This is a genomic window from Novosphingobium guangzhouense (assembly GCF_002896965.1).
In the GTDB taxonomy this organism is placed as follows: Bacteria; Pseudomonadota; Alphaproteobacteria; order Sphingomonadales; family Sphingomonadaceae; genus Novosphingobium; species Novosphingobium guangzhouense.
Map to the genome: position 1 here is coordinate 1 of NZ_LYMM01000025.1, position 12,084 is coordinate 12,084.

General features: G+C 56.2%; 18 protein-coding genes. 8 read left to right on the forward strand and 10 right to left on the reverse strand.

The features are described from left to right. The first annotated feature begins 365 nt into the window (after positions 1-365). Positions 366-533 (forward strand): hypothetical protein, encoded by a 168-nt coding sequence (locus A8V01_RS28510; protein ID WP_170065856.1) that lies wholly within the window; start codon positions 366-368, stop codon positions 531-533. Between the two features lie 2 nt (positions 534-535). Continuing rightward, positions 536-961: a hypothetical protein gene (locus A8V01_RS07215; protein ID WP_103095255.1), complete on the forward strand. Its 426-nt coding sequence runs from the start codon at positions 536-538 to the stop codon at positions 959-961. Positions 962-1,633: 672 nt separating this feature from the next. On the opposite strand, the gene A8V01_RS07220 is transcribed toward A8V01_RS07215, so the two are convergent. After that, a complete protein-coding gene (locus tag A8V01_RS07220) occupies positions 1,634-1,834 on the reverse strand; it encodes a hypothetical protein (protein ID WP_103095256.1) in 201 nt (66 codons plus the stop codon). Between the two features lie 600 nt (positions 1,835-2,434). Beyond that, on the reverse strand, positions 2,435-3,061 hold the full coding sequence (locus A8V01_RS07225) for a glycoside hydrolase family 19 protein (RefSeq protein WP_103095257.1): 627 nt from the start codon (positions 3,059-3,061) through the stop codon (positions 2,435-2,437). A gap of 50 nt (positions 3,062-3,111) precedes the next feature. Between A8V01_RS07225 and A8V01_RS07230 the strand changes: the two genes are divergently transcribed. After that, on the forward strand, positions 3,112-3,372 hold the full coding sequence (locus A8V01_RS07230) for a type II toxin-antitoxin system HicA family toxin (RefSeq protein ID WP_103095258.1): 261 nt from the start codon (positions 3,112-3,114) through the stop codon (positions 3,370-3,372). After that, positions 3,369-3,917, forward strand: coding sequence for a type II toxin-antitoxin system HicB family antitoxin (locus A8V01_RS07235; protein ID WP_103095259.1), 549 nt, complete (start codon positions 3,369-3,371; stop codon positions 3,915-3,917). Before A8V01_RS07230 ends, A8V01_RS07235 begins: the two co-directional genes overlap by 4 nt. 23 nt (positions 3,918-3,940) lie before the next feature. Here the strand turns inward: A8V01_RS07235 and A8V01_RS28100 are convergent, their stop codons facing one another. The 5 genes from A8V01_RS28100 to A8V01_RS28105 all read right to left on the reverse strand — a co-directional run bounded on the left by A8V01_RS28100 (position 3,941) and on the right by A8V01_RS28105 (position 6,665). Next, complete coding sequence (locus A8V01_RS28100) at positions 3,941-4,420, reverse strand: hypothetical protein (RefSeq protein ID WP_170065857.1); 480 nt, start codon at positions 4,418-4,420, stop codon at positions 3,941-3,943. Then, positions 4,381-4,701: a DUF4236 domain-containing protein gene (locus A8V01_RS29715; protein ID WP_103095260.1), complete on the reverse strand. Its 321-nt coding sequence runs from the start codon at positions 4,699-4,701 to the stop codon at positions 4,381-4,383. Before A8V01_RS29715 ends, A8V01_RS28100 begins: the two co-directional genes overlap by 40 nt. 15 nt (positions 4,702-4,716) lie before the next feature. Beyond that, a complete protein-coding gene (locus A8V01_RS07245; protein WP_103095261.1) occupies positions 4,717-5,364 on the reverse strand; it encodes a hypothetical protein in 648 nt (215 codons plus the stop codon). Continuing rightward, positions 5,357-6,058: a recombinase family protein gene (locus A8V01_RS07250; RefSeq protein WP_103095262.1), complete on the reverse strand. Its 702-nt coding sequence runs from the start codon at positions 6,056-6,058 to the stop codon at positions 5,357-5,359. The genes A8V01_RS07245 and A8V01_RS07250 overlap by 8 nt, the downstream gene beginning before the upstream one ends. Before the next feature lie 67 nt (positions 6,059-6,125). Continuing rightward, entirely contained in the window at positions 6,126-6,665 is a 540-nt protein-coding gene (locus tag A8V01_RS28105; RefSeq protein WP_146037214.1) for a terminase small subunit-like protein, read from the reverse strand. Positions 6,666-6,826: 161 nt separating this feature from the next. Between A8V01_RS28105 and A8V01_RS07260 the strand changes: the two genes are divergently transcribed. Continuing rightward, complete coding sequence (locus tag A8V01_RS07260) at positions 6,827-7,294, forward strand: hypothetical protein (protein ID WP_103095264.1); 468 nt, start codon at positions 6,827-6,829, stop codon at positions 7,292-7,294. 41 nt (positions 7,295-7,335) lie between these two features. Here the strand turns inward: A8V01_RS07260 and A8V01_RS28515 are convergent, their stop codons facing one another. The 3 genes from A8V01_RS28515 to A8V01_RS07265 all read right to left on the reverse strand — a co-directional run bounded on the left by A8V01_RS28515 (position 7,336) and on the right by A8V01_RS07265 (position 9,557). Beyond that, positions 7,336-7,482 (reverse strand): hypothetical protein, encoded by a 147-nt coding sequence (locus A8V01_RS28515; protein WP_170065858.1) that lies wholly within the window; start codon positions 7,480-7,482, stop codon positions 7,336-7,338. A 316-nt stretch (positions 7,483-7,798) separates the two neighbouring features. After that, positions 7,799-8,260 (reverse strand): hypothetical protein, encoded by a 462-nt coding sequence (locus A8V01_RS28110; RefSeq protein WP_146037215.1) that lies wholly within the window; start codon positions 8,258-8,260, stop codon positions 7,799-7,801. A 454-nt stretch (positions 8,261-8,714) separates the two neighbouring features. Continuing rightward, positions 8,715-9,557, reverse strand: a complete 843-nt coding sequence (locus A8V01_RS07265; protein WP_103095265.1) for a hypothetical protein — start codon at positions 9,555-9,557, stop codon at positions 8,715-8,717. A 626-nt stretch (positions 9,558-10,183) separates the two neighbouring features. On the opposite strand from A8V01_RS07265, the gene A8V01_RS07270 reads away from it, so the two are divergent. The 3 genes from A8V01_RS07270 (at position 10,184) to A8V01_RS28115 (ending at position 11,954) form a co-directional block, all read left to right on the forward strand. After that, entirely contained in the window at positions 10,184-11,179 is a 996-nt protein-coding gene (locus A8V01_RS07270; protein ID WP_146037216.1) for a hypothetical protein, read from the forward strand. Positions 11,180-11,234: 55 nt separating this feature from the next. Further along, the gene (locus A8V01_RS29720; RefSeq protein WP_425437285.1) at positions 11,235-11,435 is read left to right on the forward strand and encodes a DUF6771 family protein; all 201 of its coding nucleotides are present in this window, start codon (positions 11,235-11,237) and stop codon (positions 11,433-11,435) included. A 231-nt stretch (positions 11,436-11,666) separates the two neighbouring features. Then, positions 11,667-11,954 carry a hypothetical protein gene (locus tag A8V01_RS28115; RefSeq protein WP_146037217.1) on the forward strand — a complete coding sequence of 96 codons (288 nt, stop codon included), beginning with the start codon at positions 11,667-11,669 and terminating at the stop codon, positions 11,952-11,954. Positions 11,955-12,084 lie beyond the last annotated feature (130 nt).

Consider the following 12,084-nt stretch of genomic DNA (forward strand, 5'->3'; position numbering starts at 1 on the left):
CAAAGCCAGAAAGGAGAAGCCAGCATCTTGAACCCGCCGTTCAACGGCAGCACATAAACCACACCCACCCGGGTCACTTCTCAATGGAAACCCCGGGTCACTTCTCAGTGGCAATCAACAATCGACACCGCCATCAGCGAAATCCAGTCCTCCGATGCCTATCTCGATCATGTCCTCACGATGCGTAGTGGTGACCGGGAAGCGAGGATCGCGGCCCACAAGTCTCCGATCATTGAGACCTGCGCACAAGTCCAGAAAATGCTCGACCTCGCCCGCGCTGACCTCCGCCGTCTCGAAGAACAGGAATTCGCCGCGCTGACCGTGGACGAGGTCAAGGCGAAGATCGACGCTTTGCAGAAGGGGGCGTGATCATGGTCATCCCTGCTAGTTTCTGGAACCTCGCTTTCACGTTTCTGATTGGGTTCTTTTTCGGCCTCACGGGCCTGTGCGTCCTGTTCGGTATCGTGGTGCTGCTCGCCATTGCCGCCGAGAGCGCTGCCGCCAAAGCGCGGATTGATCGGGAGCGGCGCTGATCATGGACGCCTCTATCGCAACCCGGATTGCCGAAGCGCAGGCCGCTGCCGACGATGCCTATGCACGGGCGAAAATCGTCTGTGACGCCTGCGCGTGGGCGGTGGTGAAGCTCAACAAGTCGCCCGAGAGCGACCTCCGGAATAACAGACTGGCCGAGGCTCGCGCGGCGCTCGACCGGGCAGGACTGGAGCGAGATCGGGCCAAGGACGCCGCGCGCCATGTCGCGCAAACGGTGTTCCTCGACGATCTGGCCGCGCTCACGCGGCTTCATGGTCAGCGGATCACGGGATGGGGCGACGGCTTCTATTGCGCCCGCGTCGCTGCGCTCCAAGAGGGCGAGGAAATCGGCGAATATCTGGTAATGGACTGCGAACCCGATGGCGACCTCTCCAACATCCGTTGGTCCGGTTGCCCGGAGGACGACTGATCATGGACGACGAATTCCTCGCCATCCTCCGGGCCGACATGACGCGGGAGGAACGTTGCGCCGCACTGGATGACCTCAGGGCGCGGAGCACATGGACGCCTATCCCGGCTGGATCGACCCGAGAGGAAATCAGAGACCGCCTCGTTCCCAAAAATACGCGACAAGTAATACGGCCATCAGAATCATCATCTTTGTGACAAATCCCGAAAATCCTGAACCACTTCGGTGATTTCGGGGACCTTCATATTCTTGATAAGCTTGGCGATCTCTGCGTTTCGTCGCCTTTTCCATCGCTCGATGATGACGTCTTAACTCACGGTCGCGTGCCTCCTCACGGCGGACGGCAGCCTTTCGGTTTACCTCTGCCTGAAAGCGGCGTTGGTTCTCCTGTGACCGCCGAACAAGCTCATCTTCTCTCCAACCCATTTCTCGCCCCCAAGGAATAACTCACTCATTCTAACTCGACGCGCCTGAAATGCCAGTAACCGCCAAGAAAATGGCTTCAAATCAAAGATCGATGTTCCGCCAGTACCGCTTGCTCAAACTTGGTGAGGTTCTCGCCATCCTCTACGGCATTCCAAGCCTCGACAAGCTCGCGGTCGGTCATATCGTGCGGGTCCATGGTCGGGGTCTCCATCGTTCTGGAGGATCATGAACGCGAGGTGCCGGGTATCAAAGTGCTTTCGAGTAGAGGACGGGATCAACGGTATCGCATTCGGTGGCCGCTGCCGCCCGAGCTTCGGCCTCAGTCTTGTATGAATGATCCTTGGACCAGTGCTCGCGCCCGCCGATCACCGTCATGATCTCAAACCACGTCGCGTTTTCGCCGTCCGGGGTCCGCATACTGACGGAATAGATGAAGCCTTCGGTCATATCATGGGTTCTCATGGTCAAGGTCGCTATCGTGGTGGGTGATCCGCATCTCCACCAGAGATAGTATCAGGACGGGTAAATGATTTCACCCGTCGTCACGATTTGGAACCCGTCGTTGTAGTGCGCCCCAATCGGATCAAGTTGGGTGCCGTCATCAAATTCATATGTGAACGGACGAACAGCCATAAGAGTTGTTCCACGATCATTGACGTGATGAACCACCGACCATAAACTCGTTTACGACATGGTTGCCGGTTGAACCTGAGCATTGGAATGATCGATGCCGTTTTATCATTGAAACTCTCCTAGTTGGGAGTTCCAACATACGGATGGCACGAGGCGAAGACAAGGCGGTGTACTTTGATTATGGCAATGATGATGGCAAAAGTATTTATTTCCGAAAAACAGAAATCTGCGACCTGAAGGATCAACGATTTTTGCGCGTTCGTTTCCCCACAGAGGGCCGTGGGATGAGCCTGACCGTCGCCCACCATGAGGGCAACCCAAGCTCGATCAAGCGACCCTGTGCGGCCTCCGAGCGGAAAAAGGCATCATCGGGGCAGCCTGAGGCGAGCCATGCGGAGAGACGGTCGGCGCGGGTCATGCTGCGGCCTCCAGCGCGCGGCGGAGGGCATTCGAGTATGCGATCCTCTCCTCAAGACCATTCGTGCCGCCGTTGATCCGTTTGGAAATGTTGGTGATCTGCCATCCGTCCGCGAGCACGTTGAGCCTGTTCGTTCTCCAGAACCAGCACGCGCCGATGAAGCCGCCTTCATCGGTCAGGAGGTAGGCGAGAGTCTCGTCAACGGTCTTGCCGATTTCCATGGCGAGGGCAGTGACGTTGTTCCTGCCAGTAATTTGAAGCCAGCCTTTTCCGGCAAATTTTGCGCCATCGCCCGATTTCTCAGGCCCATTGCCCATCCGGTTTGCATATACGCGATTGGCGATGGCGACAGGTTTGCGAGCATACTGCTTGGCCAGACCAACGCTCGGGAAATGCCTTTCGCCGAAGGTCGATAGAAGCGCCTGCCAACTGTAATTCAGGTTCTCTTTGTTCGCGGTGAACATCGCGGACTCGTGGGCGCACTGCGCGAGGAACGCGGCGACCCGGCGCGGGGTGTTGATCTGGAATCGCTCCATCGCGGCAGGAGCGTGGGCGAGGACCATCTTGCGGGTCGCGGCGGTCATGGTGGGGAAGGCTTGGCGGAGGATGGTGTCAGTCAGCATCCTCTATTTAGAATGCTTGCATTTTCCGCTAGCGCGCCTACAATGCTAGCATGAACAGCAAGCACAAACGGACGCTAGAGGCGATATGGGCTGACCCGGTCAGCGCCACCATCGTCTTTGCGGACATTGAGAAGCTGCTTGTTGCGCTGGGCGTGACGGTGAAGGAAGGTAAGGGTTCCGGAGTGAAGTTCTACGGACCTCAGGGGGAATACCTGAGTTTCCACCGCCCTCACCCCGGCAAAGAGGCAAAACCATATCAGATAAGAGGATTTCGGGAATATCTGATTCAACTAGGACACAAGCAACCATGAACAACGTGATGACCTATCGGGGATATTCCACCCGTGTCGAGTATAGTCCGGAAGACACCGCACTCGTTGGACGTGTTCTGGGTATTACGGACATCATCATGTTCCACGCAGATGGTGTGGCCGAGTTTGAACAGATGTTCCACGATGCGGTCGATGACTATCTCCAATCTTGTGAGGAACTCGGGAAGGAACCTCACAAGCCATATTCGGGTAAGGTGATGTTCCGCATCAATCCCGAGCTTCATCGTGAAGCGGCGATCAAGGCGGAATTGGCCGGGAAGTCGCTCAATGAATGGGCCGAAGATGCCCTGCGCTATGCCGCGTCGCATCCGATAGCGGACGATGATGGCAATCCCCATGGGCTTCCGATCACGGCGCTCGATCCGGAAATGGTCCGACGCATGGCGGCGAACACTCAAGCGTTTCACGATATCGTGAAAGCGCAGGCCGCGCTGCATTCGACGGTTGGATTGTCGGTCGGCGTGACCCCATCCCAAGCTGCCTCAGCAATCGCGGCATGGCAGAAGGAAATTACCAACGGTTGATCGACAAGAATGAAAGGCCCGTATCAGTTGGGCCTTTCATTCAGTGTTGCTCGCGCAGCCAAGTTCAAATCCAGTGCCCTGCGACGCCTCCGACCATCGCTATATTCGTGCCAATCTTCCTTATCACGTGAGTTCTCGCAGAACGGTAGGTATTGTTCTGCACGTGCGAGGTTGCGAAACACGTAGACGTCATTGAAGTCATTGACCTCATCGTCGTTATTGCAACGCAGATTGAGTTTTATTGCGGGGATCGATACCTCTACCCAATCGCGTAGGTGTGAAATTAAAATACCGCGCAGAATTGGCCAAGGGCCATCGCTAAACTCGATCCCTTCTGGACGGACCTTCGCCCAATACCATGGCGGATCACGACGGGCAGGACTGAGAATGTAGAGCGCATCTCCTGCGCGAAGCTGATCGACGTGCGTGAGCGCGCCGACAGGTGGAAGGGACAGGCGACGCATCAGACCATAGCTCCGAGGAATGCGCTCAAGATCGTCCATCCGAGCCATAGGGCGAGGATGATCAGCAACCATCGCTTGACCCTACCCTTCCGGGATCGTGGCTGTGCGGGGCTTGTAGGCGACGGCTGGGCACCCTGCCGGGTCAGCATTTCGGAGTAGGATAGACCCGAGCCGGGAATGCCGACCGTTCCCCTGACACCGCGTTTGCTCACGTTGACCGTTGCACCATTGGTCCCGAGGCTGGTCGATACCCCGGTCTTGGAGAGGTTGAGGCGGACACCCGGTAGGATGCGGATGGTCTTGCGGAAACGGAAACCCATGAAATCGTGCCCCTTTTAGAATTGTGCTTTGCGGGGTGGCAGAACTAGCTTCTGCGGGATGCTCGCTGATCGGCGAACCGCGTCGAGGAAGTCGGTGATATCGTCGTCGGTGACCCGAAGCGCCTCGCTCCAACCGTTGCGAACCGTCTTCCAACTGTCTTTTCGGAAGAGGCGTCCAGACGGCACCTCATGGACATCGAACATCTCAGGATGCTTGCCATAGAGTTCATTCGCGTCGTGTTTGACGCAATTCGCCGTCATTCTGAGCCGCTCCAGCCGGGGCTTATCGATGGTCCACCCCTTCTGCCTCGACAGTATCTCATACGCGAGGTTGCATTTGTATTCGGCCCAGCCATTTCGCTCGCAAACGTGACGCTCCCATGCGTGATGAATCATGGTGGCGAATGCTTTGCAGTGCTGGTTGAGAGCATCGTGGGCCGCTTCGATGGCATAGTGGCGGTGTTCGCTGGTGTAGTAGTGGTCACCCGTGTCCGGATCATAATTGTAGTCCTCGACCTCCCCAGCGGCGACCGCCTCCCCGTGAGCGATCTCCTCGGCTTCCGCATCGGCAAGCTGCTTCACTAGCGCCGCATGACCCGCACCATAGGCCAATCGGATCGGTGTCAGGCTCATTTCGAGGTAGATGAACGAGAGATCAGCCATTGCGCGTCGCCCCATGCTGGTCTTCAGGAATCCGGGCGAGAAGGTTCCGCACCGAGGTTGCGTGCCATGATCCACCGCGAGGCGTCTGGATCGAGCGATCATTCAATTCCCGCGCGATGCCAGTGAGGCTAGTGACCCCATGCTTGCGGATTTCGGCAATGACGGGGACGAGATCGAGGGCATGAGCATCGGCACGATCCGCAATCACCTGTAATGCCGCCTGATTGCCCCTGTGAGCCCTTCGGAGGGCGCTGGCCCCATTGGGGTTGCCGAGCACCTGTCCGCGAGCCTTCGCGGCCTGTAGCGCCTCCTTTGTGCGCGTGGATATGGCTTCCCGTTCTTGCTGAGCTACCAGCGCCATGATGCCGACCGTAAGATCGGTGGCGTCGGGAAGGTCAGCCGCGATGAACCGCGTTCCTGCATCTCGGAGCGTCATGAGGAACGCGGCATTCCTTGACAGGCGGTCGAGTTTTGCGATGACGAGTGTGGACCCGGTGACTTTCGCGTGATGGAGCGCCTTCAAGAGTTCCGGGCGATCATTTCGCTTACCCGTCTCGATCTCGACATACTCCGCAAGCTGGTCGAAGCCACGGTTTGCGCAGAACGACGCGACCGCCTGCCGTTGAGCCGCGAGCCCGAGACCCGACCGTCCTTGCCTTGGAGTGGAGGCGCGCAGGTAGGAAATTGATTTCATTCGCCTGAGATACCACCATCCTATAGAACTGCGCAACGGTCGTTAGGCAATTCTACAGCCCGTAAGATTAGCAGAAATCGTCGCTATCGGTGTTGAGCACGTAGCGAACGCCGGTTGTGAGATCGATTTGTTGACGGTCGCCAAATTCTGCCCGGTTGCGCTGCTTGATATTGGTGTTGATGGTTTCCAACGCCAGACGGTCGCGGTTGAGGTCGCCTGTAGAAGTCACACCACCGAGCGCCATGTCGAGGCGTAGATCGGCTAGAACATGCTGACCATAAGCCATGGCAGAACGAATATCCTCATCCAACTGCGGGTCTTTTCTACGCCAGTTATGAAGCGTCTGGTGCCCCGGCATGTGTTCATCGTGCGTAATCGACGTGAGCGTCTCACCAGTTACCAGACGCGAAAGTATTTCTTCGATCATCTCAGGTGTGCGGATCGAAACCCACGCTGCTTTGAGACCCTCAAGCTGGCGAAGTCGTGCAACAAGGTCGCGGACAACCCTCTTGCCGTTGGCCGCACCATGAACACGACCGTTTTTGTCGGTCAACGGTGCCGCTTCAACCGGCTGGGGGAGGGTCTGGGGGGTTGCGAGGGTCTCCACGGGCTCATTTGGGGGTAAGTTCTCCATGTCGTCAATATTTAGACGGTGGAACGAATATCATGCACAACATATAGTATGCTCGCAATTATACTTGGTATAAGATCGCCCCAACCTTTATGCCGCCGTGATTACAATCGGGGGATTTCATGAAACGATTACTGGTGCTGGCCACGGCATTCGCGCTGACCGGGTGCGACAAGGTGACCCATTTCTTCGATCCCGCCGAAGTCAAAGCCTGCGAAGCCTACACGCTGGAAACGCTGGCATCGCCGTCCACATACAAGCGGATCGACGTCATCACCCATGATGAGAAGGTCACGAAAGCCCGTCTCAAGGAATTGTCGCCCAATCGTCCCGACTGGGTTCCGAACGACGACCCCGGCATCAAGACCGTGGGCATCCAGTATGATGCGCAAAACGGATACGGCGCGATCATGCGCGGTGGCATGGTCTGCGCCTTTGAGACCGAACGGGGTGAGGTCAAGGATAATTCGGTTTCCTTAGATGGGAGAGCAAGCGCAGCCGCTAGCCATGCAAAATTTCGTGACCTCGTTGAGAGGGGCATTGTCCCGAACATGACTGCCGCCGATCTCGGTCCCTTACGCGAATATCAATGCTGCCTTTGGTGAACCAACGCGAAAGGGCCGAGGATCGCTCCCCAGCCCTTTCATCACATCGCGCTTGAAACCAAGAATAACATCGTGGTCAACGATCCCAAAACAAGCGTTGTCATCCACATCATGTCGCCAATCATCTTGGCATTAGCGTATTCTGCATGAATATCGCGCGGCGGTGTCTTTTGCTTTTCGTCGTTCATGGGAGCCCATGAACCTTCACGATTTCCCGCATCCGGATCATGACTTGCCTGCGCTCATTGTCGTCCATCTGGCAGACATTCGCGAGCGCTTCAAGAAACATCATTTGGCTTCTCGCCAACGTTGACCGATATGAAATGTTCATCGCCAATGAAAGCGCGAGTACCGCGCAAAGAACTATAACTGTAAGTGATATACTACCTCATTTGAACTTCTATAGACTGGTTAGAATATTGGCTTGTCGAAAGTCGATTTGTTTCGGAAGGGCCGAGGATCGCTCCCCAGCCCTTCCCGTCCTATGTCGAAATTGAAATCTGCTCAGTGTTTTGTGCGAAGTGGGCGGACCACGCGATAGATTTGCGTGACCGTGAGATCATACTGTCTGGCCAATGCCGGAACGGTAGCGCCCGCAGTCCACTCATCTTGGATCACCGCGTTTCGAGCCGCGCACCGCTTCACCGCATGATGATCGGCACCAGAGGGATAGTTGCCCTGCGGATGACGGCGGTTGGCCACCTGTTCCGCGCGAGTAGCCCAACGGACATTGCCCGGCTCATAGCCCCGATCATTATCGATGCGGTCTAGCGTGAGATCAGCGGAAGGCTTGGCACCAATATGCGCAAGGAACTTCTCGAAGCCTTCCTTGCCTCGCCAGTCCTCGCAGACATGAATTCCGCGCTCACCGTAGTTGTGGAACGCTGCGTGTTCGTTGTTGTGGCAACGGTGGATCGCATTGACCAGCGCGCTATACTCGGATTTGTGTTTTGATTTTAACGTCATGATAATATTATTTATGCAAAGTGACTATTTCTTTGTCACAACTTGAAAAACTTGACATGACGCAAGGCCGTTGGCCCGGTTTACGGAACTACTGATTTGCGGAGTTATGGGGTTACTGCGTTGCGGGGATGCGGATTTGCGGAAATCCGCCGAGGTGAATTCAAATCCGATCCGGTTGCCCCGCTGCGCGCCTCCCCGGCACCGCGTCGCCCTCCCCCGCCCGCGTCGCTGCGCTCCGCTCCCCGCATAATCGGTATAAATTTTTCGGATATGAAGCCCACGAAAGTAAGATCACCTTCATGGATGTCGGAACGACGAAAGAGCTTATTCATGGAGAAGGGCGAAGCCCTAGCCCGGACGGATCGGCGGCGAAGCCGTTGGTCCGGGAGGGTGATTCTCTATTAATAAAATGGTTCCGTTTCACTTCATTGAGTAATAATTCTCTAATAGAGAATCATGAGGTGGAACCCGAAATCCAGCCACGGAAGCGGTTTTCATCACGCGCATAGCGGATTTGCATAACGCACTTCGATTCCCGACCTGTGGCGTTGTCGAAGCCCTTCGGAAGTGGTTTGCCTGCCGCATCGGTGGTGGACCATGCGGGCAACTTGATGGGGGTTTCGGCGTCGAGCCAGATGATTGCGGTGGCGCTCGGGTCGCCACTCTGGATGGCGTTGGTATCGGCCATCATCATTTGTCGGTCGAAGTAGAGCGTCCCTGCGCCCCATGGCCGCGCGTAGGCCATTCCCCCGGCGAGCCCACCGCTCTCCATCGCTTCGCAACCATCGTTGACCATCGCTGCGTAGTCGCTCGAAATCGGGTATTTCCGGCCTTTCGTCTGTTGCGCTTTCGTCGCCAGTTTCCGCAACTGGTCCGGGGTCATCATGGGGACGCGCGCCTTGAAATCCACATCGTCCAGTTTGCGGAAGTCGATTTCCTTCGTGAACCATGCCTTGATTTCAGCAACATAACGGTTTGGCTGACCCTTCACCGCTTTGTCGCCAAGCCAGTTATCCCACATCGTCACCTCGAAAACTTCAATGTCGGCAGGATCGCGAGGCAATGGGGCGCACTGGCGCTTCGCGGGCTTGAAACCGTCATCGCGCAGGAGTTCTTCGAAAAGTGATTTCAAATCAGCGTTGGAACCTGTCACGCGCTTGATCGTGTCATATGCCTCGATGAGTTCGGCGCGGGGGGTGCGCTGGAACACGGGTTCGGGCTGAAGGCTGTTATCGACGAACCGGAAGCCAAGTTCGTCATTGGTAGCGCGGAAGCTAACTTCGTTATTCATATACATTTCAAATCTCCATCAAACAAAAAGCCGCCGAATGACGTTACGGGTCACACGACGGCTTAGTTGTTTGATGGAGGTGAGAGTGTAATCCTCTCACCAGTATTTATCAATAAACCTGTGCCGACGATTGAACCGTAACCCTCAATCGACTGAACTTATTTATCTATAATAGAGAATCGCGTGTCATGTGGTCCATATTATTCGTGATCATGAAACGAAAAGAGCCCCGATGATCGCATCGAGGCTCGTTCCGGAAGATTCTGAATGAAGTGTTGGCATGACCCAACCCCAGAACAATACTCAATCCCGCATCATCGGTTCAATAAAAAAGAGGCCAGCCTCTTCCCGAGACTAGCCTCTAAAGTTTGATGTCAAATCCTATCCAGTGAGGTCAACCACTTGATAGGCGTATTTATACGCGATCACGGAAACGCGATTCAATATAATTCGGTGTGGGGTAGGCGATGGAGGAACGTGGTCGCATTCGGCTCCACCGCCAACCCCGCACTTACCGCGTTTCAAAATCTGTTCAATCATGTTTGCTCGGGCTTGCCCCAATTTTATTGTGCGATATCTCTACTCCGATGAGGGAGCCGAAACACAAAGCACGCGGAAAACGGCGCGTTGACTTGATCCGCGACAGCGCGGGCAGCATGTCCATTCCGGCGGATCACGGAAACATTGTTTCGGTCAAAGTTATCGGTGACCGCATGTATTTCATAGCGCAGCGCGGGCTTACGTCCGCCGTGATGGCTGATCACATCGATCCCGAACGCATAAACGCCGACATCCCCCCAGTAGTCCAGACGGTTGAACTCGCCTACGGTGCGGAAGACCCGATGATGCAGAGGACGGTTTGCGCCGCATTCGAACTCATCGATCCCACCTATCTGCCGCAAAGCGTGGATCGTGACGCAGTTCTCACCATCGTGATTGAAGCCGCGCAATCTCTCGCGCTCGTAAAAGATACGGTGCAGGAATTGCAGGATCATCAGGCTGACGTTCGGAAGCAAGCCGAGGCAGGCGAGCTTTCCCGTGGGCACGTCCCGAGGACGCCGAACCTGCGTGGCAAGGTTCGCCAGTGCATCGCGGCGCTGCGGGACGTGGAAGTCGGCATCAAGCAGGTAGCGGGTCACTTCTATCCGAAAGAGAACCCGAAAGACCCTTGGGACAAAGCGTTTAAGCCTGCGCTGGAGGCGGCTCTAGGCGCTGAGAACGCGGCTGATCAGATTATCAACACGTGGGCCGTGATGGATCGGGTAGCGGACCACCGACATGCCATGATCCACGCTGACGCCACGAAGTCCCTTACCGTCTTCGATTATGGGCTCGAACCGGACGGGCATTTCTGCGCTCCGACCATCGAGATCGCACATCCCAAAAATCCTGTCCCTCGCCATGATGTCGGAGACTTTCTTAGCCGACAGGTTGCCGAGATCGCCGAAGTCTTTGAGGCTCTGCTCGCTCACATGTGCGATCTCAATGTTCGCCACCTCAACGATATGTTCGTCAGTCACGTCACTGCGCTTGAAGAGCCGAGAAACGGCTCATTTGTTGTGTGGAGCACCCGAATGGCTGAAGGCGTGCCGCCGTTAGGGCAGGGACAGCCAGCGGAGCCCGCATGAGCTTCGCCAAGTCGCACGCTTGTCAAATGTTCCTGTTTCGTTCACAATGCGCGGCATGGAAGAGTCGCGACCACAATCCACCTCAGACCTCGTTGCAGACTTGATCCAGTCGGCTCCCGGCTGGTGTCGGGTTGGTATCACGGCATCGTCGCAACGGGTTCGCCGGGAGGCGCTGGCCTCCCTCGCGGATCATGTTGCCGCAGGCCTCGCCCATGTCCGGGACGCAGATCGCGACCAACTTCCCCTTCCACTTTGATCGGTCATGGGTGGCCCGATTCGGTCGCTGGACGACATCTGCGGCAAAGTGGTGCTGTAGAGGCCACGTGCCGCGATTGTGGGCGGGTCGCGATTTTCAGCCCGCATGAGCTTCGGACCTATCTGACGGTCAAGCGACTCGACACCAGTTGGCCTAATTTCGCCCGCTATCTTCGATGCAAGCGCCCGGTGGGATGCGGTTCTACCAACCCTGAAGTGCGGTGGACACCGATTGATCCTCCGCCTCCTGACCCCGTGCCACCACAGGCGCGGTTCTCAAGGCAGGGCAACGGACCCAAGGTGCCGCAACCCATATCAATGGCGGAATTCAGGGAAAAACGACGCCGCGCCGGATGAAAACATTTACGACCGATATGTCGAAATCATTTCCGACATCACCATCGCACTTACCATTGAAGCATTTGCTGTAGGATTGGATGAAGGTTGGATTGAAGGTCCGACCGAAGGTTCCATCAACAAGAAACTTACGCAACATGCGCAAGATTTGTTGAAGGATTAATCCGCAGCGCGTATATGGATCGAAGCAAGTGACATTGGGATCACCTCCCTATGTTAAGACCCCTCACCGGTGCAACGGTGAGGGGTCCACCCTCGGCAGCGAGGGCGCGGTCTTCCTTACTTGCGGGGAT